This window comes from Plantibacter sp. AC185 (genome assembly GCF_979258065.1).
The window spans coordinates 3022763-3045604 of record NZ_OZ409831.1 but is presented as its reverse complement, the minus strand read 5'-3'; the positions used below and the strand labels follow the sequence as shown (position 1 = coordinate 3045604).

The following is a 22842-nucleotide window of genomic DNA, read 5'->3' as shown; positions in this document are numbered from 1 at the left end:
TTGTTAACAACAAATCATCCGCTCACCAACGACGTTGAAGGACTTGCACGCATGAGCCTCACCCCCACCAAAGCCGACCGGTTCTCCTTCGGCCTCTGGACGATCGGCTACAACGGGACCGACCCGTTCGGTGGCCCCACCCGCCCCGACCTCGACGTGGTCGAGGCCGTCACCCGCCTGAACGACCTCGGCGCCTACGGCCTCACCTTCCACGACGACGACCTCTTCGCCTTCGGCTCGACCGACGCCGAACGCCAGAAGCAGATCGACCGCCTCAAGCAGGCGCTCGCCGACACCGGCGTCATCGTGCCGATGGTGACCACCAACCTGTTCAGCGCGCCCGTCTTCAAGGACGGCGGCTTCACCTCGAACGACCGCGCCGTCCGACGCTTCGCCCTCCGCAAGGTGCTCCGCAACCTCGACCTCGCCGCCGAGCTCGGCGCCAAGACCTTCGTCATGTGGGGCGGCCGCGAGGGCGCCGAGTACGACTCCGCGAAGGACGTGCAGGCGGCGCTCGAGCGCTACCGCGAGGCCGTCAACTTCCTCGGCGACTACGTCACCGACAAGGGCTACGACATCCGCTTCGCGATCGAGCCGAAGCCCAACGAGCCCCGCGGCGACATCCTGCTCCCGACGCTCGGCCACGCGATGGCGTTCATCGAGACCCTCGAGCGCCCGGAGCTCGTCGGCATCAACCCCGAGGTCGGCCACGAGCAGATGGCGGGCCTCAACTTCACCGCCGGTATCGCCCAGGCGCTCTACCAGGGCAAGCTCTACCACATCGACCTCAACGGCCAGCGGGGCATCAAGTACGACCAGGACCTCGTCTTCGGTCACGGCGACCTGCAGAACGCGTTCTCGCTCGTCGACCTCCTCGAGCACGGTGGCGTGAACGGCGGCCCCGCGTACGACGGCCCGCGTCACTTCGACTACAAGCCGAGCCGCACCGAGGACATCACGGGCGTATGGGACTCCGCAGCCGCCAACATGCGCATGTACCTGCTGCTCAAGGAGCGCGCCGAGGCGTTCCGCGCCGACCCCGAGGTGCAGGAGGCGCTGGCTGCCGCCCGCGTGCCCGAGCTGCGCGAGCCGACGCTCAACCCCGGCGAGACCGTCGAGCAGCTGCTCGCCGATCGCTCGTCCTACGAGGACTTCGACGCCGACGCCTACTTCGGCGGCAAGGGCTTCGGGTTCGTCCGCCTGCAGCAGCTGGCCGTCGACCACCTCATGGGCGCGCGCTAACCGACACCCGCGAACCTGGCGTTCCGTCTCCTGATCCGAGAGGATCGGGGGCGGAACGCCGTTCCGCGTTCCACCCCACAGCAGACCCGGCGGTCACCCGACCGCCCACCACCGAGAACAGGGAGAGCGATGACGCTCGTCGCCGGCATCGATTCGTCCACCCAGAGCTGCAAGGTCGTCATCCGCGACGCCGAGACCGGAGCGCTCGTCCGCGAAGGACGCGCGGCGCACCCCGTCGGCACCGAGGTCGACCCGACCGCGTGGTGGCAGGCGTTGCAGGAGGCGGCCGCCGCCGCCGGCGGGTTGGCCGATGTCGCCGCGGTGTCGGTCGCGGCCCAGCAGCACGGCATGGTCGCGCTCGACGTCGACGGACGCGTCATCCGTCCGGCACTCCTCTGGAACGACACCCGGAGCGCGCAGGCCGCGACGGACCTCATCGCCGAGTTCGGCGCTGCGGAGCTCGCCCAGCGGACCGGGTGCGTCCCCGTCGCCTCCTTCACGATCACGAAGCTGCGCTGGCTGCGCGACGCCGAACCCGCGAACGCCGCCGAGGTCGCCGCCGTCGCGCTCCCCCACGACTGGCTGAGCTGGCGTCTGCGCGGCTTCGGTCCGGCCGACGAGAGCCCACTCGGCGCGGATCTCGCCGAGCTGACGACCGACCGATCCGATGCCTCCGGCACCGGCTACTGGTCCCCCACCGACGGCGAGTACGACCGCGAGCTGCTCGTGGCGGCACTCGGCCACGATGCGATCCTCCCGCGCGTGCTCGCGCCGGAGGAGTCCGCCGGGACCGGAATCGACGGTGGCCTCATCGGGCCGGACACCGTCATCGGGGCGGGTGCCGGCGACAACGCGGGAGCCGCCCTCGGGCTCGGTGCGACGGCCGGCGATGTCGTCGTGTCGATCGGCACGAGCGGGACGGTGTTCGCCGTGACGCCGGCCGTGGTCCGCGACAGCTCCGGCACCGTCGCCGGGTTCGCCTCGGCCGACGGCGCGTTCCTGCCGCTCATCGCGACACTCAACGCCGCCCGGATCCTCGACGCGGTGGCCGCGCTGCTCGGCGTCGACCACACGGAACTCGGTCGACTCGCGCTCGAGGCCCCAGCCGGGGCACGTGGTCTCGTGCTCCAGCCGTACTTCGAGGGCGAGCGCACCCCGAACCGGCCGGACGCGACGGCGACCCTCTTCGGCATGACCCTGGAGTCGACGACGCGCGAGGGCCTCGCTCGCGCGGCGATCGAGGGGCTGCTCTGCGGACTCGCCGACGGCCTCGACGCGGTGCTCGCGCAGGGCGTCACGGCGGAGCGCGTCCTCCTCATCGGTGGTGCGGCTCAGAACCCGGCGGTGCAGGCGATCGCTCGCGAGGTCTTCGACGTGCCGGTCGTCGTGCCGGCCCCCGGGGAGTACGTCGCCGACGGCGCCGCAGTGCAGGCGGCCTGGGCACTGAGTGGCACTCGCCCGGCGTGGGCTGCGGTGGGGGCCGGCGACGGCGCCGACCATGCGGACGCTCTCGCTGCGGACGCGTCCGGGATCGCGCGGGAGCAGTACGCCGCCCGAGCCTGAGGCGGCACCGGTCGCCGGTCTCGGTGCCGGTCACCGCGCAGACCCCTCCCGGTCACCGAGCCGCCCCCTCCGGTCACTGAGCCTGTCGAAGTGCCACACACCGGAGCCCCCAGACCCACAACGCTCCCCGGGGGCCCTTCGACAAGCTCAGGGAACGAGTACCCCCACCCCGGTCACGCGAGCCAGCCCCGGTCACCGAGCAACCCGCACCGGTCACTGAGCCTGTCGAAGTGCCACACACAGAAGCCTCCCGAGACGCAACGTCACCCCGGGGGCCCTTCGACAAGCTCAGGGAACGGGTATCTCCTCCCCGGTCACCGAGCGCCACCCGGCCACTGAGCGAACATCCTCCGGTCACTGAGCGAACATCCCCCGGTCACTGAGCCTGTCGAAGTGCCACACGCAGAAGCCTCCCGAGACGCAACGTCACCCCGGGGGCCCTTCGACAAGCTCAGGGAACGGGTATCCCCTCCCCGGTCACCGAGTAATCCTCCCCCGGTCACTGAGCGAACCCCTCCCGGTCACTGAGCGAACCCCTCCCGGTCACTGAGCCTGTCGAAGTGCCTCCGCGGAATCTTCCGCGGGGCGGAGACGTTGGCCCCGGTATGCGATCGATCGTCTACTCCACCAACGGTGACCCGTCCGTCCTCCACCTCGTCGAGCGCGAGCTCCCCGAGCCCGGCCCCGGCGAGGTCCGCGTCAAGCTCGCGTTCTCCGGCGTCAACCCGACCGACTGGAAGACCAGGCGCGGCGGCGGCCCCTCGGGTGGCATGCCCTTCCCCGAGGTCGTCCCGAACCTCGACGGTGCCGGCGTGATCGACGCGGTCGGCCCCGCTGCCGGCGACGCGGCGACCACCTTCGCCGTCGGCGACCGCGTCTGGGTGTACCTCGCCGCGCACGAGAGCCCGCTGGGCACGGCCCAGGAGTTCACGGTGCAGCCCGTCTCCCGTGTGGTCCCCCTGCCCGACGCCGCGTCATTCGAACTCGGCGCCAGCCTCGGCGTCCCCGCGATGACCGCGCACCGCGCCCTCACCGTCGCGCAGGACGGCCCGACCCGGCTCGCCCCCGGAGCCCTCGACGGCCGGACGGTCCTCGTCCAGGGCGGCGCCGGGGCCGTCGGCAACGCCGCGATCCAGCTCGCGCGCTGGGCGGGCGCGACGGTGATCAGCACCATCAGCAGCGACGAGAAGGCCCGCCTCGCGACCGCCGCGGGAGCGCACCACGTCGTGAACTACCGCGAGGGCGACACCGCCGCGGCGATCCGCGAGGTGGCACCCGAGGGCGTCGACCTCGTCGTGGAGGTCGCGATCGCGCAGAACCTCCCCCTCGACCAGGCGGTCCTCGCCCCGCGCGGCACGGTCGTCAGCTACGCGAACAACGGCGGTGACTCGATCACGCTCGACATCCGTCCGCACATGGGGCTCAACACGCGGCTGCAGTTCATGCTGCTCTACACGGTCGGCGACGCCGCGCTCCACGCCGCAGCCGAGGACATCACCGCCGCGATCGAGGACGGCGCGCTCGACGTCGGCGAAGACCACGGTCTGGCGCTGACGGTGTTCCCCCTCGCCGAGACGGCTGCGGCCCACGCCGCCGTCGAGGACGACACCGTCGGGAAGGTCCTCATCGACGTCACCGCATGACGTACGTCACCGCCAGGTGAGGTGATCAGGGGCGGTACCGGGTGGCCAGTGCCGCCCCTGCCGCACGCAGGTGGACGAGCGGTTCGGCCATCGCCGCCTCGACGCCGCCGGCCAGCTCCGTGAGCGATGCCGCCGCGAGGAAGATCCCCTCGGTGGGCGCCTGGATCGCCCCGGCGACGAGCATGGTCCGGTCCGCCGCGAGCCCGGCGACCCAGGAGGCGACCTTGCCGTCGGCCGTCTGGTCGTCGAAGCGGCCCTCGCCCGTGATCACGATCGACGCCGTCGCGGCCGCTTCCGGGAGGGCGATCGCCTCACCGACGCCGCGCGCGCCCGAGGTGGCGGTGGCGCCCCACAGCAGGAGGGCGTAGCCCGCACCGCCCGCGGCACCGGCGCCGGGTTCGACCGCTGCTCGTGTCGCTCGGTCCGACCCGAACGCGTCCGCAGCGCGGCTCACGAACCGGGCCAGGTTGGCGTCGAGGACCGCGACGTCCGCAGTGGTCGCACCCTTCTGCGGACCGAAGACCGCAGCGGCACCGCGGTCGCCGAGCAGCGGGTTGGTCACGTCGCTGAGGATGACCGCGCCGTCCGGCGGCAGCGCACGGAGTCCGGCGGTGTCGATGTCGCGGAGCGTCGCGAGTCCGGCGTTGCCGGGCGCCACCGGTCCACCGTCGGCGTCCATCAGCCGCGCCCCGAGCGCGGTGAGCAGCCCGGCTCCGCCGTCCGTGCTGGAGCTTCCGCCGATCGCGAGCAGCAGCCGTCGGGCACCGTGGTCTAGCGCGGCCGCGATGGCCTCACCGAAGCCGACGGTGTGCGCCGCGAACGGTTGCAGGGGGTCGAGGAGGGTGAGGCCGCTCGTCTGCGCGAGTTCCACGACCGCCGAACCGTCGGGCAACTCGAGCCACTCGGCGTCCACCGGGTCGCCGACCGGGCCGGTGACCGTGATCGGGTGCCGACGAGCGCCGGGAACGGCTGCCGCGAACGCGTCGAGCGTGCCCTCGCCACCGTCGGCCATCGGGAGCGACTGCAGGAGGTCATCGGGCCGGACGGTCCGCCACCCCTCGGCGATCGCCTCGGCGACCTCCGCGGCGGTCGCCGTGCCTTTGAATGAATCCGGTGCGATGACGATGTGCCGGGTCATGCCTTCAGCCTCCCACGGTGGACGGGGTCGGGCGGGTCGAGGCCGCGCTCGTCGTCAGCACCTCGACACCGTCGGGCGTGACCACGACGGTGTCCTCGACCTTCACGCCGGGGGCGGTCGGGTTCCAGGCGAACGCCTGCCACGGCTGGACGACATCGGTCGCTTCAGGCGTGGCGCGCGGATCGCGTCCCGCGTAGCCGGCCGCACCGCCCTGATGGTGCTTCGTCCACTCGTCGGCGTCGAAGCCCTGCTCGGCGTAGGCCGCGCTCCCTGTTCCGAGGATGTCGGCGAGCGAGGCGCCCGGCACGGTGGCGTCGAGGTAGGCGCGTTCGACGGCCCGGATGCGCTGCATGTCCGTGGCGAACGGCTCAGCCGGGGTGCCGCCCTCGTCGAACCACCGCGTGAGGTTCACGATGAGCCCGTCGCGGCGGCCGCAGGCGACGAGCATTGCCCGGGAACCGAGTCGCCCCCCGGTCGGCAGCGGGTGTCGGTGGGCGAGTCTGCTCTCCCCGGCGACGAGGAGGACGAGCGGGTCGATCCCGGCTGCGACGAGACGCCCGGCGAGGTCTGCGGCGACGGCGCGTTCCGTCCAGGCAGGGTCGAGCCCGTCGACGAGCGTCTCGAGCGCCGACGTCGTCTCCCGCCCGAGCGAACGGAAGCGCGCGAGTTCGGCCGGGAGGAGCGACGCACGTGCGGCGCGCAGCTCGGCAGTGACGTCGGCCTCCTGGAGCACCCCGTCCCCACTCGGCAACACCGTGTCGATCGGCGTGTGCCACGGCACCGTCCGAACCCGGATGTCGGGCAGCTCCTCGGCCTGCAGCCGGTCCACCTCGTTCGACGTCGCGACGAGCCATGCGTCGTCCGGCGAGACCACGACCGCGACGATCGGGTCGGCCGCGAGGCTCACATGGACGCGCGAGCCGTCGAGGTACCAGCTGACCGCGGCGGCGGACCGCAGCACGATCGTGCCGGCTCCGCGGGCTTCCAGGAGCGACACGAGTCGGGCGTGCTTGCGCCGGCGGTCGCCCTCATCCGGCCCGGGCCGCTCGTCGTTCATCGCCGGGCCCACTCGGTCCCGAGCTCGGCGAAGGTGCTGCCGGTGGCGGCCGCTTCCGCGACGAGCTCCTCGATCCTCGGGATGACCGGGCGGCGCTCGTCGCCCGTCCCGAGCCACTCGACGAGATCTGCGGGGATGCGGTGCGGCGCTGGAGCCGACCGGACCGCGTCGAGGACGGCGGTGAAGGCGGACGCGTCGGCCAGGGAGCTGACGAGTGCGGCGTCCTGACCGGCCCGGACCGCCTCGCGCGCGCGGAGGAGGTCGGGGAGCAGGTCGGTCCGGCCCGTCGTCCAGCGTCGCAGGGTGACGCCGTCGACGACCACCTCGACCTCGTCGCGCGTGTAGTGGAACCGGATCGAGCCGAGCTCCCCGTGGACCGTGACCACCGGATCGGTCGTCTCCTGCGCGCACAGGGTGAGCGCCGCGGTCATGATCGGACCGCGCTGTGGGGTGATGCGGACGACCGAGGTGTCATCGGCCTCGATGTCGTTCGCCCGGTACTGGTCGAGGTCGATGGTGGCGATCGCCGCGCGGTCGGTCGTGCCGCCGAGTCGGAGCATGGTCTGGACCGCGTGCGCGAAGGGGTTGGTGACGACGCCGTCCACGACGGGTGTGCCGTCGAGCGTGCGCCTGCCCGACCACGCGGCACGCGTCCAGTAGCCGACGGTGCGGACCCAGGTGCCTCTCGCCTCGAGTGCTGTCACGGCCCCGATCTCCCCGCCGGCGACGACGTCCGCGATCTCGCCGATCGCGTGCGATCCGAGACTCTGGAACCCGACCTGCACGAGTCCGCCGGTCCGGGCGGCGGTGGCCTGCAGCCGGTCGAGTTCGTCGTTCGAGGTCACCGGGGGCTTCTCGAGCAGGACGTCGGCGCCGTGCTCGAGGGCGGCGACGGCGAGGTCCAGGTGCGTGTGGATCGGGGTCGAGAGGATGACCACGTCCACCCGCCCGGCGGCGAAGCACTCCTCGAGCGAGTCGCGGAGCGGCGCGTCCCCGGCAGCGCGGTCCTCCTCGGTGAAGGTCCGGTCGACGAGTCCGACGAGGCGGATCGCGCCGGTCGCGGCGAGCGCCCTGGCTGCCGCCACGTGACTGGCGCCATGGCCGTGGATCCCGACGACCACGACGGTCGGGGCGGTGGGGTGGTCGGTGCTGGTCATGCGTCACTCCCTGTGCTGCGCGGTTCAGTACTGCGCGGTTCGGTGCCGCGTTCCTCGGCGGTGAGGAGCGCGCGGTGGATGGCGTCCGCCTGCTCCGCGTCCAGAGCACCGTCGACGACGACTGCCTCCAGACCGGTGACGAGCGGGGTGTCGGCGGTGATGGCGGTGCGGCTGGTGGCGGCGAGCGAGACCCCGACACCCGGGTACTCGGCCGCACGGAGGAACCAGGGGAAGGCGTTCGCTGCGGACTGTCGGAACAGGACGGTCGTGGGGCGTCGAGGCGGCGTCGGGGCGGGCTCGGCCGCGTCACCCGTCCCCGGGTCGGCGCTCCCGTCGGCGTCGAGGACGAAGGCGACCCACGCCGCACGCGAGCCGTGCGCGGTCGATTCCCCCGGTCCGTCCGCGCTGAGGACGGACCGGTGGGCGTCTGCGGGCAACCGCCAGAACCATCCGCCGTATCCGGCGCCCTCACGGCCGTTCGTGGCCGGCGACCCGATCGTCACCGTCGATCCCGTCGCACGGAGGACGCTGGAGACCGCGACGCGGAGCGCCGACCTCCCGCTCCCGACGCCGGGTACGGGCACAGCGAACTCCTCGACGACCGTGGTGCGCGACTCCCGCAGCTGCGTCGTCCCGTCGCGCCCGACCCAGTCGAGGGACTGACGCAGCACACCGGCGTCCACCTCGGTCTCGGTGACGCGCTGGACACCGTGGTTGTCGAGCATCGTCGACCCCTGCCCGGCGACGTAGGTGCGACCGCCCCAGTAGGAGACACCGTCGACGTCGGCGACGGCCATCGAGAGACCGACATGGTGGGGGTGGTCGTCGGGAGCGGATTCCGTGACGACGGTCCCGCCGAGCGAGGTGACGGGGTGCGCGAACGGTCGCGGGGCGTCGGTCGATTCGAGGCCGCTGCCGTCGTGGAGGACGAGCACCTCGCGGTCGCCGAGCCGGGCGGTCAGCTCCGGTGACGTGGGGTGCTGCTCGGTTCCGCGCCAGACCGGCGGACTCGCGGCCGGGCGGGCTACGGTGCTCTCCCGGGCGACGAACCGCGGTCGGAAGACGAGCGGGTGTCCACCCTCTGCGCCGCCGATGGTGTCGCGCAGTCTGGTCCACGCCTCGGCACCGAGCTCGCGTCGCGGGACGGACACCGTGCTGAGTGCCGGCACCGCGAACGCCGCGAACGGGATGTCGTCGAAGCCGACCACACTGAGCGCCGAGGGGACGGACACACCGGCACCGCGGAGCGCCGAGACGAGCCCGAGGGCCACGAGGTCGTTGAAGGCGACGACGGCGGTCGCATCATGCTGCAGCACCGTGTCGACGACCGCCGCGCCGTCCACCAGCGCAGAACCGGCCGTCACGATGTCGACCGAGAGGTCGTCGTAATCCGAGCGCGCGCGGGCGATGCCGACCCGTCGGAGGCGATCGCCCTGACTCGCGGCGGGCCCGGCGAGGTACAGGATGCGCCGGTGCCCGAGTGCGTGCAGCTCGGCGAGCACCTGCTCCATGCCGCTGGCGTAGTCGATGGACACCGACGGCACGGGCGAGTCGGCGAGCTCACGGTTGACGAGCACGACCGGGTGCAGTTCGGCGAGCAGCGCTCGAAGCTCCGGTTCGGCCAGGCGGGGTGAGCAGAGGACGATCGCGTCGCAGCGACGACGGGCTTCGCGGGCCGCCGCAGCCTCGTCTGCCGGGTCCTCCTCGGTGTCGGTCACGAGGACGCGGTAGCCGTCGGTCGCCGCGGCCCGGGTGACCCCGCGCAGGATCTCCTGGAACATCGGGTTCTCGAGGTCGGGCACGACGACCCCGATGGTGTTCGTGCGGCCGAGCGACAGGCTTCGGGCCAGCATGCTCGGCCGGTAGCCGAGGGCGTCGACCGCGGCGAGGACGCGGTCGGCGATCGTCGCGTCGACGGTCGCCTTGCCGTTGAGCACACGCGACACGGTGGCCTTCGAGACGCCCGCCTGCTCGGCGACGTCGGAGATCGTCGGTGTCGGTCCAGCACTGGGGAACCGGTTGCTCATACGTCCTCGTTCAACTCGTCACGGGTGGTGCCGTCTTCAATCATCCTATAGGCTCACTTCGAGAAACCGGTTTCCCGGTTGGTGCGGTCGGCCTGGTCGACCCGGACGTGGTCAGAGAGGACACCGATGCGCATCATCGTCACCGGCGGCGCAGGACGACTCGGGCGGAGCGTCGCGAGCGCCCTCGCCGAAGCAGGCCACGAGGTCGTCTCCGTCGATCGGACCGACCCCGGACTCCCCGGCGTCGAGGGCCGGACCGCCGACCTCCTCGACCACGACGCCACCCATGAGCTCTTCGCCACCCTGCGGCCCGACGCCGTCGTGCACCTGGCGGCGATCGCCGTGCCCTTCAGCGCGCCGGAGCACGTCATCCTGTCGACCAACCAGACGCTCGCCTTCACCGCCCTCACCGCCGGGATCGCCGCCGGGGCGACCAGGCTGCTGGCCGCGAGCAGCCCGACCGTCATCGGCTACGGCGCCCCGCACGGGTGGACGCCCGAGGCGCTCCCCATCACCGAGGAGCACCGGGTCGCCCCGTGGAACGCCTACGCGCTGTCGAAGGTCGCGATCGAGTCGACGGTCGCGATGCTCGCCCGAGCCCACGGCGACGCCGTCGTGACCGGGGCGTTCCGGCCGTGCTTCGTCGTCTCCCCGGAAGAGTGGGAGGGCGCGCCGACGCAGCAGGGGCACACCATCGTCGACCGGCTCGCCGATCCCGCACTCGCGGCCGTCTCCCTGTACAACTACGTGGACGCTCGTGACGCCGGCAGCTTCGTCGCCGCCTGGATCGATCGTGCCGAAGCCCGGCACTCCGGTGAGGTGTACTTCGTCGGCGCCGACGACGCCCTGGCCCTCGCACCCCTGTCCACCCTGCTGCCCGCGCAGGTCCCGAGCACCGCCGGATTCGCCGACGGACTCGTCGACCGAGCCGCCGCCTTCAGCAGCGCGAAGGCGACCGCCCACCTCGGGTGGCGCCCGGAGCACGACTGGCGGTCCGCACTCAGCCCCGCCGAGGCGGCCCGGCTCACGGATCTGCTCGCCGCCGACACCGGCCGGCCGACCACCACTCCTGTTCCAGCCCCAGCCCCAGCCCCAGCCCCACGATGACGAGGACCTCCACCATGCCAGCACCGCTCGCCTTCGACGGCGTCCTGTACTTCCCGATCACCCCCTTCGACGCCGCGGGCGAGGTCGACCTGGGGCTCCTCGGCACCCACCTCGAGTCGCGACTCGAACACCGGCCCGGTGGGGTGTTCCCCGCCTGCGGCACCGGCGAGCTGCACGCGATGTCGCCGTCGGAGGCCGCCCGCGTCGTCCGACGGACCGTCGAGGTCGTCGACGGCGCCGTCCCGGTCATCGGTGGCGCCGGAGGAGGCGTGGCGACCGCCAAGGAGCTCGCGGTGGCGGCCGAAGAGGCGGGAGCCGACGCGATCCTCCTCATGCCGCCGTACCTCGTCTCCGGGCCGGCGGCCGGTCTGCAGGCGTACGTCGAGGACGTCCTCTCGGCGACGAGCCTCCCGGCGATCGTCTACCACCGGAACAACGCCCGGTACACGACGGCGACGATGCGCCACCTCGCCCGCAACCCGCAGGTCGTCGGTTTCAAGGACGGCGTCGGCGACGTCGCGGCCGCCCAGGACATCGTGCTGGCGGTGCACGAGGAGGGACGCGATGACTTCGCCTTCTTCAACGGCCTCCTCACCGCCGAGCTCACGCAGGCCGCCTACCGCGGCATCGGCATCCCGCTCTACTCCTCGGCCGTCTTCGCCATGCTGCCCGAGCTCGCGACGCTGTTCTACCGCGCGTACACCGAGCACGACGAGCCGCTGCGCGAGCGCCTGCTCCGCGAGTTCTACCGGCCGCTGGTCGCCCTCCGCGACGAGACCCCCGGCTTCGCCGTGTCGCTCATCAAGGCCGGCGTCCGGCTCGACGGCCTGCCGGTCGGTTCCGTGCGGTCGCCCTTCGTCGACCCGACCCCCGAGCAGACCGACCGCCTGGAGGCGCTGCTCGCGACCGGTGCCGACCTCGTCGCCGAGCACGCGACGCTTGCCGCAGGGCGCTGACGATGCCCGGGATCGCCTCCATCACCACCTCGCTCGGCCGGTTCACCATGCCGCGCCCCTGGGTGCCCGAGGCACCGTGGCTGCATCTCATCCGTGTGGACGTCGTCGACGACGAGGGGGCGACCGGGTCGGGCTTCACGTGGACGCCGACCATCGGGGCCACGGCAGTCCGCGCGTTGCTCGACGACGACATCACCGCCGCCGCCGTCGGATCGACGACCGACCCCGAAACGCTCTGGCCGCGGCTGTGGGCGCATCTGCACGAGGCCGGTGGCGGCGGGATCACGACGATCGCGCTCGCCGGGCTCGACACCGCACTCTGGGACCTCCGTGGACGACGGGCCGGTCTCGGGCTCGCCGACCTCCTCGGCCGTCGACGCGACACGGTCCAGGCGTACGGCAGCGGCGTGAACCTCCACCTCGACGCCGCCTCGCTCGCCGCGCAGGTCGAGCGGTGGATCGCGGCGGGCTACGACGCCGTCAAGATCAAGGTCGGCAAGCCCGACCTCGCCGAGGACGTCGACCGCGTGACGATGGTGCGCGAACTGCTCGGACCGGACCGCCGGCTCATGATCGACGCGAACCAGCGCTGGGACGTCGACCAAGCGGTCTCGTCCCTGGAACGGCTCGGCGTCGTCGACCCGGCGTGGATCGAGGAGCCGCTGCGCTCCGACGACACCGCGGGGTACGAACGGCTGCGTCAGGCGACCGACATCCCAATCGCTCTGGGCGAGAACGTGCACACGATCCACCGGTTCCGCGACCTCGTCGACCGTGGCGTCGCCGACGTCCTGCAGCCGAACGTGGTGCGCGTCGGCGGCATCACCCCCTTCCTCGCGATCGCCGCGCTCATCGACGACGCCGGGCTGACGCTCGCCCCGCACCTGCTCCCCGACCTCTCCGGTCAGCTCGCCCTCACCCTCCCGCAGGTCACCGAGGTCGAGGACGTCGAGGACGCGGGCTTCGTGGCGATCGGCGCCATCGACCCACCCGGGCCGGTCACCATCGCCGGGGGCCTGGTGCAGGTCGAGCAGCGACCCGGCCTCGGCTTCGTCATCCGCGACCGGATCGCCGAGACCGTTATCAACGCCGACTGACGTTGTCTGATCGGCTGCCCGCCGGCCGACCAGACGCCCAAATCATCACCTGTCGCATCCGCATCCTCGAGGAGTCACCACCATGCACGACACCGACCACAGCACCGGCACGATCGACCGCACCACCCCCGCCAGGGCGCGCACCGACGACTCGGACGGCGTCGGCGGCCGTATGGACTACACCGACGGCAGCGGCAACGGCAGCAGCAGCAGCAGCAGCAGCAGCAGCAGCAGCGTGGGCCCCGGCGGCGACACCGTCACGCCCGCAGGTCACGCTGGCGACGCCGCGTCCGGCGCGGGACGTGCCGCCGTTCCGACCGTCGACGAGGTCGCCGCGGCAGCAGCCGCGGCCTCCTCCGAGCTCGCGTCCACCGTGCCCTCGACCCGGGCCGCTTGGCTCGAGGCCGTCGCCGACGCCCTCGACGCCCGGGTCGACGAGCTCGTCGCACTCGCCGACGAGGAGTCCCACCTCGGGACCGCGCGCCTCACGGGCGAGGTCGCGCGGACGACGGGCCAGCTGCGGCTGTTCGCCGCCGTCCTCCGCGACGGTGCCTTTCTCGAGGTCGTCATCGACCACGCCGACGCCTCCGCCACCCCGCCCAAGCCGGAGCTGCGACGCATGCTTCGGCCGACGGGGCCGGTCGCGGTCTTCAGCGCGTCGAACTTCCCGTTCGCGTTCTCGGTGGCCGGCGGCGACACGGCGTCGGCGCTGGCGGCCGGATGTCCGGTGGTCGTGAAGGCACACTCCGCCCACCCGCGGCTCTCGCGACTGACCGCGGGGATCGTGGTCGAGGCGTTGCACACGGCGGGTGCCCCGGAGGGCACGTTCGCGCTCGTCGAGGGTCGTGAGCAGGGCACCGCCCTCGTGCAGCACCCGGCGATCACCGCAGTCGGGTTCACCGGCTCACTCGCCGGCGGGCGCGCCCTGTTCGATCTGGCGTCGCAGCGGCCCGCCCCGATCCCGTTCTACGGCGAGCTCGGCAGCACGAACCCGGTCGTCATCACCGAGGCCGCGCTGCAGGGCGAGGCCGCGGGTGACCTCGCTCGCGGGCTGGCGGCGTCGTTCACCCTCGGCGTGGGGCAGTTCTGCACGAACCCCGGTCTCGTCCTCGTGCCGAGCGGCAGCGGGTTCGCCGAGCTCGTCGCGCAGGCCGCGGCGGACACCGTCGCCGGGCGCATGCTGACGCCGGGCATCGCCGAGGCGTACGCCGCGGGCACCGCTCGCGCCGCCGGCCATCCCGGGGTGCGGACGCTCCTCGGCGGCGAGACGGCGGCTGCGGATTCCGGCGTTCCGACCGTCCTCGCGACCACCGCCGCGACGGTGCTCGACGCGCCGGAGGTCCTGCTCGAGGAGATCTTCGGGCCGGCGACGCTCGTCATCGAGGTCGCGGACGACACCGAGCTGCACGCGGTCCTGGCCGAGGTCGGTGGCGCGCTCACCGCGACCGTGCACGCGGCGCCCGGTGAGGACATCGCCGGTCTCGTGTCGCGGCTCGAGCCGATCGCCGGCCGGGTGCTCTTCGGGGGCTGGCCGACGGGTGTCGCTGTGGGCTGGGCGCAGCACCACGGCGGACCGTGGCCGGCGACAACCTCGCTCCACACCTCGGTGGGCGCGTCGGCGGTGCGCCGCTTCCAGCGCCCGATCGTCTACCAGGACGCACCCGAGCGCGTGCTCCCCGAGACCCTGCACGAAGCGAACCCGCTCGGTCTCCCCCGCCGCGTCGACGGCGCCCTCGAACTCCCCGTCCCAGCCCGCGCCTGACCGCCGCCCTGTCCGTCCCCAACTCAGGACTTCCCCGGTGCGCCGCCCCAGCCCAGCCCCGACACACCGGACATCTCCTGAGTTGGGGACACTCCGACCGACCACACCCACCCCTGTTCACAACTCAGGACCCACCCGGCGCGCCACCCACCCCAGCGCCCGCCCCGGGCCCGACACGCCGCAACCGTCCTGAACTGCGAACACCGCGACCACCGTCCCCAACTCAGGACTCCCCCGGCGTGCCGCCCCAGCCCAGCCCCGACACACCGGACATCTCCTGAGTTGGGGACACCCCGACCGAGCACACCCACCCCTGTTCACAACTCAGGACACACCCGGCGCGCCACCCACCCCAGCGCCCGCCCCGGGCCCGACACGCCGCAACCGTCCTGAACTGCGAACACCGCGACCACCGTCCCCAATTCAGGACTCCCCCGGCGCGCCGCCCCAACCCAGCCCCGACACACCGGACTTCTCCTGAGTTGGGGACACCCCACCGCCCACGTTCACAACTCAGGACCCACCCGGCGCGCCACCCACCCAGCCCCGTCCCACACCCCAACACACCGCACCCGTCCTGAAGTGCGAACACCTTGACCACCGTCCCCAACTCAGGACTCCTCCGGCGCGCCGCCCCAGCCCAGCCCCGACACACCGGACGTCTCCTGAGTTGGGGACGAATACCAGGGCGAGTCAGGCGAGGGTGGCGGCGAGCCAGGTGCGCAGCTCGGCCTGCATCGGTGCCGACCAACTGTGCGGTTCGTCGTGGAAGGTGCCCGTGTAGGCCGAGTGCTCGGCACCGGACCGGTACCGCTCGGTGAGGATCGCGTGCGCTTCACGCATGCCCGCCGGCTCGAAGAGCTCGTCGCGCTCGGCGTACTGGACGAGCAGCGGCAGGCGGGGGCGCAGGGATGCGAGCTCCGGCCAGTCGCCGACCCGCGACAGCCCCGGTGAGAGGAACGACCACGAGTGCTGATCGGCGTGCCCGTCGAGCACACCGTCGAACGTCGACATCATCGCGACCACGCCGGCAGCACGGATCCGGTCGTCCATGGCTGCGAGCAGAACGACCCGGGCACCGCCACCGGAGAGACCGAAGCACGCGACGGCTCCGGAACGGACCCCGGGCGCGGCCGCGAGCTGGTCGAGCGCGATGAGGTCGTCGCGGAGGACGAGACCAGCGAGCGAGGTGCCCAGGACGCCCAGCTCCTTCGCGAGCTGCGGCTCGTTGGCCGTCGCGAGGAGCTCGGACCGCTGCCCGAGCGACACCGCCGCGACCTCCATCCCGCGTCGGATCGACTCAGCCCGACGGCCGGCGAGCTGCAGGTCGACGGTCCGATGGAAGCGTTCGGCGACGGCCTCGTCCGGGATCCGACGGGAGCCCCACCCGAACGCATCGTGGACGAGCACGGTGAACCCGTCGCGCGCGAGGTCGGACGCGACGGCGCGGCCTCCGTAGTAGCGGTCGCGGAACGCCTGCAACTCCTCGCGCGTGACGGCCGAGGTGGCAGGGACACCATCGGGTCCGTCAGCGAGTTTCTCCCGCCCGACGCGTGTGAACCCACCGTGGTCGTGCAGCGCCACCGCACCCGGGAGCACGCCCGTCTCGCCGGCCGGCCGTAGGAGCCACGCCGACGTCGACGCGCCGAACCCGGTCGACCAGCGGAGTTCGACCCCGTCGACGCCGTCGCGGGTCCAGCTGCCGAGCTCCTCGGGCGGTTCGGGCTGCGCCGGTCGTGGGAGGACACCGAGGACCTCGGCGAGGCGCGTGCGCGTGGCGTCGAGCGATCCGTCTGCGGTACTGACGCCCCGGATCGACTCGCGGAAGCGAGCTGCGAGCGCCCGCAGATCGGGGTCGCGCGCAGGTGGAGGTGCGACCGGTCGGGACCGCACTTCGACGGGCTCGGCGACCGGGACATGGTCCACGACCGGGACGTGGCCAACGACCGGGACGCCGACCGATACGGGACCGTCCCGCAAGGCAGCATCCGGGGCCGGGACCGACCCTGTCCGGGACCGAACATCGACAGGCTCGGCGACCGGAACAGACTCAGCGGCCGGAACAGACTGAGCGACCGGAACAGACTCGGTGATCTGGGCGGGCTCGGTCACCGGCTCAGCGGCCGGCGTCGATCCGACGTCCGAGTCAGCGCCGGCGCCGGAGCCGGACCCGGCCTCCGAGCCGCTGCTCACGGCCCGATCGTCGCCACCGGACGCCCGGTCAGCAGCGACTCGTTTCCAGCGATGCCGACCGAGATCGCCCGGACGCCGTCGTCGTAGCCGGCGGGCCGTCCCAGTTCGTCCTCGGTGACGCGGTCGAACAGGTGCCGCAGCAGGAACGCGTCGCCGCCGCCGTGTCCGCCGACGCCCTCGGGGATCTCGATCTCGCGGGCCTCCTCCCAGTGGCGTTGCAGCACGAGGCGTTCCCCGCGCGAGCGCACCGGTGCGACGGACGCGGCTCCGTCCGCGGTCTCGCCGTCGCCGCTCAGGCTCGGGTCGAGGACCACGCGGCCATCGGCCCCCACGAGCACGGCGGCGCGCTCCACGACCTCGAGCTCGACCCTGCCCTCCGTCCCGTTGACGGCGACGCGATACCCCTCCCACGGCGCGTGGGCGTTCAGGGAGTAGCTGAGCGAGGCGCCACCGTCGTACTCGACGAGGACGGACAGGTTGTCCTCGATGTCGATCCCGGGTGAGAAGACGTCGCGGTCGCGCAGGTATCCGTCGTGCTGCTCGGCCCGCAGGTAGAGCGACTCGAGCCGAGGGTCGTCGCGCAGGTCGAGGGCGAACGGGTCGTTCGAGCGCCCGCGAGCCGCCGCCTCGGCGTCGTCCGGCACCGATCCACGCCCCGGACGCGCCGCGAGCCCGCGCTCAGCCGCGTTGGCGTCACCGTAGAAGCGGAGGCCTCCGGTGGCGTAGACGGAGGCCGGCCGAGCCCCGATCCACCAGTTGACGAGGTCGAAGTGGTGCGACGCCTTGTGGATGAGGAGCCCGCCGGAGTGCTCCTTCTCGCGGTGCCAGCGGCGGAAGTAGTCGGCGCCGTGCGCGGTGTCGAGCACCCACTCGAAGTGCACGCTCGTCACCCGGCCGATCCCACCGTCCTGCACGATGCGGCGCAGCTCCGAGTTGCGCGGGCTGTAGCGGTAGTTGAAGGTCGTCACGACGTTCCGGCCGCTCTCGGCCACGGCCGCCGCGATGCGCTCGACGCCCTCGCGATCGATGGTGAGCGGCTTCTCGACGACGACGTCGGCACCGGCGAGGAGCGCGCGCGAGACGATCTCGGCGTGTGTGAAGTCCGGGGTCGTCACGATCACCCGGTCGACGCGTTGCTCGGCGATGAGCCGCTCGACGTCGTCCGGGCCGTATCGAGCCGGCAGCGGGACACCCTGCTCGGCGAGGACCCCCTCGTAGTGGTCGAGCCGGCCGGGGTTGCTGTCGCTCCAGGCGACGAGCTCGGCGACGTCGGCGTGCGGGCCGACGATGGCGTCGAGGTACATCTGCGAGCGGTGTCCGGTGCCGATGAGGGCGTAGCGTTCGCGGGTCGTGGTCATGCGTGTGGGTCCTTCCGGGTCGGTGCGGCGAGCGCTGTGGTCGGCGCATTGTCGTGGTGATCGGCGCGGCCCGAACGCGACCGTTCGAGCGCGTCTCGACCGGATGCGGCGAGCGCCGCGGCCCGACCGTCACCGACTGGACCGTCTGCGACGACGACGGCGTAGCGGAACTCGAGGGTCTCGTCGGCTCCGAACGGCAGTTCCTCGCTGAAGAACGGGGCCGGGCAGAGGCCGGCGAACTCCTCGGTGCGCGCGAACCACTGCGGCGGGTGCGCGGGGTTCCGCACGTCGTCGACGATGACGACGCTCGACGCCGCGGCCGTTCCGTCGTGGAGGCCGGTGAACCCCATCCACGCGTGGCGGGTGCCGCGGAGTTCCTCGCCTCCGCTCCCGTCGGGGGTGTGGAGGGTACCGCCGGTGAAGGATCGCGGGCCGCGCCAGAAGAGCCCGCCGTAGCCGGCGTTCTCCCGCCCCTTCGTCGTGGGCGATCCGATCGACAGGTCCCGGCCGGAGACGTTGCGCATCCGGGTCTCGAAGGTCAGCGTCCAGTCGCCGGCGGCCGGTCGCACGGTGAGCGCGCGCTCCTCGCCGACGAGGTGCCGACCGTCCTCCGTGATCCACCTGAGCGTGTGCGCGAACCGCACCTCGCCCGGGTCGGCACGGACGTCCGTGACCGCGACGTGCTCGGAGCGGCCGTTGTTCGCGAGTTGTTCGTAGGCGGTCCCGGTGAAGGTCGGGCCGCCCCAGAAGTTGTCGTCGCCGACGTGCGGGAGGGCCCAGGCGATCCCGGTGTGCCAGACGTGGTCGTGCGGTCGGGTCAGCGTCACGAGTGCGCCACCGGCCGTCCGCACCGGATGGAGGTACGGCTTCGGCGACTCGCGCTGGACCGTGTCCGGACGGTAGGTGTACCGCAGGATGTCGATCCCGTCGAGGTGCACGGTGATGGCCGAACCGACCTCGTGCGTCAGCGCGAGACCGGTCGGACGGGGGCGGTGGTCGGTGGTCACGGGATCCCCTCGGATGAAGCGGTGGTGGAGCTGCCGATCGACCGGCCCGGGGAACGGACGTCGTTCCCTGAGCCGGTCGAGGGGCTGTGGCAGGATCAGCCGGCTGCGACGGCGGCCTTGAGGTCCTTGATGAACCCCTCGGCGGCCTGGTCGGGCGTGTTCTTCCCGAAGAGGACCTGCTCGGTGTACTGCTTCACGAGCGCCTCGATCGCGCTGCCACCGGCGGGCGTGACGGTCGGCGGCTCACCGATGTCGTCGGCGAGACCGTCGAGGAACTCGACGACCGCCTGGTCGGTCTCGGCCAGCTTCGGCGTGATGTACTCGCGGATCTTCGTGTTGGCCGGGACGCCGCGCTCGGTGAGGAGCGAGTCGGCCGCGGTCTCGCTGTTGGCGAGGAAGTCGATGAACAGCGCAGCCTCGGCGGGGTGCTCGGTCCGGGCGGACGCCGACCAGTACATCGACGGCTTGTAGTACGCGGAACCATCGGCGCCGCCGTCCACCGTCGGCACCCGCAGGAGCTCGAGCGGCGACCCGCTCGCCTCGGTCAGGGCCGTCAGCTGGCTGTTCCACCAGGGGGCGAACGCAGCCGAGTTGGTCGCGGTGAAGGACTCGGCGAGCCCGCCGGCCTGCTTCTCGATGATCGCGGAGGGCGACGGCGTCGCTCCCGCGTTCACGAGGTCGAGGAGGTAGGTCCACCAGGAGGACAGGGTCTCCGGCTTGATGGACACCTCGCCCTTGTCGTTGTACAGCTCGTCGCCGTGCTGACGGGCCCAGTTGTTGAGGCCGCCGTCCTCGAAGCCGAAGGGCTGGAAGCCGTAGATCGATCCGCCACCGGCTGCCGAGACCTGCTCGCTCAGCTCGGTGAAGTCGTCCCACGTCCAGGTCTCGTCGTCGGGCATCTCGATGCCGGCCGAGGCGAGGAGGTCGGGGTTCACGACGAAGGAGTAGCTCGTGATGCCCGAGGGGACGCCGTAGAGCGAGTCGTTGACCGTGCCGGACGTCAGCGTCTCCTTGGGGAAGTCGCCGAGGTCGAGCTGGTCGGTGACCGTGTTCAGGTCGAGGAGCGCGCCCCGGTCGCCGTAGGTGGCGATGTACTTCTCGTCCATCTGGATGATGTCGGGGGTGTCGTTCGCCGCCGTCTCGGTGGCGAGCTTGTCCCAGTAGCCGGCCCAGTCCGTGAACTGCGGCTCGATGGTGATGTTCGGATACTCCTTCTCGAAGGCCGCGATGACCTCCTGGGTGGCCGCCGTACGGGCGTCGTTGCCCCACCAGGTGAAGCGGAGGGTGACGGGCTCGTCGGACAGTTCGGTGGCGGCGTCGCCCCCGGCGCTGCAGCCGGCGAGGAGGAGGGCCGCGACGGCTCCCGTCGCGATGAAGCCGGCGGCTCTGCCGTGCTTGCTGATGCTCATGCTGTTCCCTTTCGAATCGATCGATCCGGATCCGGAGCTGCTGGATCCGGTGGTGCTGGGTCTGGTGCTGGTGGTCTGGTGCGGGTGCTTCGGTGGTGCTGGTCGGTGGGTCGGGCCTCACTTGCCGCCGGTCGTCGCGATGCCCTTCAACAGGAACCGCTGACCGAACAGGAAGACGAGGAAGATCGGCAGGAGCGAGACGACACTCATCGCGAACATCGGCCCCCACGAGGTGGAGGATTGCGCGTCCATGAACGCCCGGAGGGCGAGCGGCACCGTGTACATCTCCGGTTTCGTCAGGTAGAGGAGCTGGCTGAAGAAGTCGTTCCAGGTCCAGATGAAGGTGAAGATGGCGGTCGTCGCGAGCGCCGGCACCATGAGCGGCAGGATGATGACCCCGAAGATGCGGGGGTGGCCGCAGCCGTCGATGCGTGCCGCCTCGTCGAGTTCCTTCGGGATGCCGCGGATGAACTGCACCATGAGGAACACGAAGAAGGCGTCCGTCGCGAGGATCTTCGGCAGGATCAGCGGCAGGTACGTGTTCACGAAGCCGAGCTGGGAGAACATGATGTACTGCGGCACGATGATGACGTGGATCGGCAGCATGAGCGTCATGAGCATCGCCGCGAACCACCAGCGCTTGCCGCTGAACTTCAGACGGGCGAAGGCGTAGGCGGCCATCGAGCAGGACACGAGGTTGCCGACGATGCAGCCGAGGACGATGAGCACGGAGTTCAGCAGGAACACGTGGAACGGCTCGGAGAGGGTGTTCCAGCCCTCGCTGTAGTTGCTCACCTCGAAGCTGTCGAGGACGATGCCGGGGTTCCGGAAGATCTCCTCCGTCGGGCGGAGCGAGGAGACGACGAGCCAGATCACCGGGTAGAGCATGATGAAGCCGACGAGGATCAGGCCGATGTGCTTCAGGACCGACTTCCAGGGCGACCACCCACGAGCCCGGCGGTACTGGCGTTCGGCCTCCTTGGCCTCGCGACTGCGGTTCTTGCTGTCCGTCGTGATGGACCGTGTGGTCAGCGTGTCAGTCATCGTAGTTCACCCAGTATTTCGAGGCCCAGAAGTTGATCGCGGTGAAGACTCCGATGATGAGGAGCAGGAACCAGGCCATGGCCGAGGCGTAGCCCATGTCGAAGTTCGAGAAGCCGCGGTTGTAGAGGTACAGCGTGTAGAAGAGCGTCGAGTCGGCCGGGCCGCCCGTTCCGCCCGACACGATGAAGGCCTGCGTGAAGGCCTGGAACGCGTGGATGATCTGCAGCACGAGGTTGAAGAAGATGATCGGGGTGAGCAGCGGCAGGGTGATCTTGGTGAAGCGCTGCCACTTCGTCGCGCCGTCCATCTGCGCCGCCTCGTGGTACATGACGGGGATCTGGCGGAGACCGGCGAGGAAGATCACCATCGGTGCACCGAAGGTCCACACGTTGAGCGTGATGAGCGTGGAGAGGGCGGTCGACGGGTCGGCGATCCAGCTGCGTCCCTCGATCCCGAAGATCGCGATGAACTGGTTCACGAGGCCTTCGCCGCCGAACACCTGCTTCCACAGCACCGCGATGGCGACGGAGGAGCCGAGGAGCGACGGCAGGTAGTACACGGACCGGTAGATCGCGAGGCCACGGAGACCGCGGTCGAGCAGGGCGGCCAGGGCCAGTGCCGCGGCGAGCTGGAGCGGCACCGACACGAAGACGTACACGAACGTGACACCGAGCGAGTTGTGGAGGCGCTCGTCGCCCATCATGCGGATGAAGTTGTCGAGGCCGATGAACTTCGGCGCCTGCAGCAGGTTGTACTTCGTGAAGGACAGCGCGAGCGAGGCGACCATCGGACCGACGGTGATGACGGCGAGTCCGATGAGCCACGGGAGGAGGAACAGGTAGGCGGCCTTGTTGTCGCGGCGGTTGTCCTTCTTGATGAAGGCCTTCTCGGCCGCCGTCTGCGGGCGCTTGCCGGCGCTGAGCTTGCGGAGCTCGCCGAGCGCGCTCACCGAACACCCCTCGCGAGTGTCGTCCTGGGCGCTCCTGGAGTTGCACGGACCACGTCGGACCTCCTTGTCGATCGTCGTTGATGACTTCCCGGAAAGCGTTTCCCGGCTGAGCTGCATCAAGTTCTATCACGGC

General features: G+C 71.6%; 17 protein-coding genes. 7 read left to right on the top strand and 10 right to left on the bottom strand.

What is annotated here, in order from left to right:
* The first annotated feature begins 51 nt into the window (after positions 1–51).
* From xylA to ACZZZB_RS14430, 3 genes are all read left to right on the top strand, one after another.
* Complete coding sequence (gene xylA, locus ACZZZB_RS14440; RefSeq protein ID WP_064295008.1) at positions 52–1242, top strand: xylose isomerase; 1191 nt, start codon at positions 52–54, stop codon at positions 1240–1242.
* Positions 1243–1371: 129 nt separating this feature from the next.
* Positions 1372–2805 (top strand): xylulokinase, encoded by a 1434-nt coding sequence (gene xylB, locus ACZZZB_RS14435; RefSeq protein ID WP_463530034.1) that lies wholly within the window; start codon positions 1372–1374, stop codon positions 2803–2805.
* A 605-nt stretch (positions 2806–3410) separates the two neighbouring features.
* Entirely contained in the window at positions 3411–4448 is a 1038-nt protein-coding gene (locus ACZZZB_RS14430) for an NADPH:quinone reductase (protein WP_463530033.1), read from the top strand.
* 25 nt (positions 4449–4473) lie between these two features.
* Here the strand turns inward: ACZZZB_RS14430 and ACZZZB_RS14425 are convergent, their stop codons facing one another.
* From ACZZZB_RS14425 to ACZZZB_RS14410, 4 genes are read right to left on the bottom strand one after another with little or no spacing between them, the layout of a single operon-like run.
* Positions 4474–5586 carry a glycerate kinase gene (locus ACZZZB_RS14425; protein WP_191941731.1) on the bottom strand — a complete coding sequence of 371 codons (1113 nt, stop codon included), beginning with the start codon at positions 5584–5586 and terminating at the stop codon, positions 4474–4476.
* A 4-nt stretch (positions 5587–5590) separates the two neighbouring features.
* Positions 5591–6643, bottom strand: coding sequence for a M24 family metallopeptidase (locus ACZZZB_RS14420; RefSeq protein WP_463530032.1), 1053 nt, complete (start codon positions 6641–6643; stop codon positions 5591–5593).
* Positions 6640–7800, bottom strand: coding sequence for a Gfo/Idh/MocA family protein (locus ACZZZB_RS14415; RefSeq protein WP_463530031.1), 1161 nt, complete (start codon positions 7798–7800; stop codon positions 6640–6642). The genes ACZZZB_RS14420 and ACZZZB_RS14415 overlap by 4 nt, the downstream gene beginning before the upstream one ends.
* Complete coding sequence (locus ACZZZB_RS14410) at positions 7797–9827, bottom strand: DUF6807 family protein (protein ID WP_463530030.1); 2031 nt, start codon at positions 9825–9827, stop codon at positions 7797–7799. Before ACZZZB_RS14410 ends, ACZZZB_RS14415 begins: the two co-directional genes overlap by 4 nt.
* A gap of 126 nt (positions 9828–9953) precedes the next feature.
* On the opposite strand from ACZZZB_RS14410, the gene ACZZZB_RS14405 reads away from it, so the two are divergent.
* The 4 genes from ACZZZB_RS14405 (at position 9954) to ACZZZB_RS14390 (ending at position 14749) form a co-directional block, all read left to right on the top strand.
* The gene (locus ACZZZB_RS14405) at positions 9954–10934 is read left to right on the top strand and encodes an NAD-dependent epimerase/dehydratase family protein (protein ID WP_463530029.1); all 981 of its coding nucleotides are present in this window, start codon (positions 9954–9956) and stop codon (positions 10932–10934) included.
* A gap of 14 nt (positions 10935–10948) precedes the next feature.
* Positions 10949–11890: a 5-dehydro-4-deoxyglucarate dehydratase gene (locus ACZZZB_RS14400; RefSeq protein WP_426737777.1), complete on the top strand. Its 942-nt coding sequence runs from the start codon at positions 10949–10951 to the stop codon at positions 11888–11890.
* A gap of 2 nt (positions 11891–11892) precedes the next feature.
* Positions 11893–12987 carry a mandelate racemase/muconate lactonizing enzyme family protein gene (locus ACZZZB_RS14395; protein WP_463530028.1) on the top strand — a complete coding sequence of 365 codons (1095 nt, stop codon included), beginning with the start codon at positions 11893–11895 and terminating at the stop codon, positions 12985–12987.
* 82 nt (positions 12988–13069) lie between these two features.
* The gene (locus tag ACZZZB_RS14390; protein WP_463530027.1) at positions 13070–14749 is read left to right on the top strand and encodes an aldehyde dehydrogenase (NADP(+)); all 1680 of its coding nucleotides are present in this window, start codon (positions 13070–13072) and stop codon (positions 14747–14749) included.
* Positions 14750–15442: 693 nt separating this feature from the next.
* On the opposite strand, the gene ACZZZB_RS14385 is transcribed toward ACZZZB_RS14390, so the two are convergent.
* From ACZZZB_RS14385 to ACZZZB_RS14360, 6 genes are all read right to left on the bottom strand, one after another.
* Positions 15443–16675, bottom strand: a complete 1233-nt coding sequence (locus tag ACZZZB_RS14385) for a dienelactone hydrolase family protein (protein ID WP_463530026.1) — start codon at positions 16673–16675, stop codon at positions 15443–15445.
* Positions 16676–16938: 263 nt separating this feature from the next.
* A complete protein-coding gene (locus ACZZZB_RS14380) occupies positions 16939–18300 on the bottom strand; it encodes a Gfo/Idh/MocA family protein (RefSeq protein WP_463530025.1) in 1362 nt (453 codons plus the stop codon).
* Complete coding sequence (locus tag ACZZZB_RS14375; RefSeq protein ID WP_463530024.1) at positions 18297–19307, bottom strand: DUF6807 domain-containing protein; 1011 nt, start codon at positions 19305–19307, stop codon at positions 18297–18299. Before ACZZZB_RS14375 ends, ACZZZB_RS14380 begins: the two co-directional genes overlap by 4 nt.
* A 95-nt stretch (positions 19308–19402) precedes the next feature.
* Positions 19403–20716 (bottom strand): ABC transporter substrate-binding protein, encoded by a 1314-nt coding sequence (locus ACZZZB_RS14370; protein WP_124767322.1) that lies wholly within the window; start codon positions 20714–20716, stop codon positions 19403–19405.
* Between the two features lie 117 nt (positions 20717–20833).
* Positions 20834–21760 carry a carbohydrate ABC transporter permease gene (locus ACZZZB_RS14365; RefSeq protein WP_079003233.1) on the bottom strand — a complete coding sequence of 309 codons (927 nt, stop codon included), beginning with the start codon at positions 21758–21760 and terminating at the stop codon, positions 20834–20836.
* Positions 21753–22709: a carbohydrate ABC transporter permease gene (locus ACZZZB_RS14360; RefSeq protein ID WP_079706748.1), complete on the bottom strand. Its 957-nt coding sequence runs from the start codon at positions 22707–22709 to the stop codon at positions 21753–21755. Before ACZZZB_RS14360 ends, ACZZZB_RS14365 begins: the two co-directional genes overlap by 8 nt.
* Positions 22710–22842 lie beyond the last annotated feature (133 nt).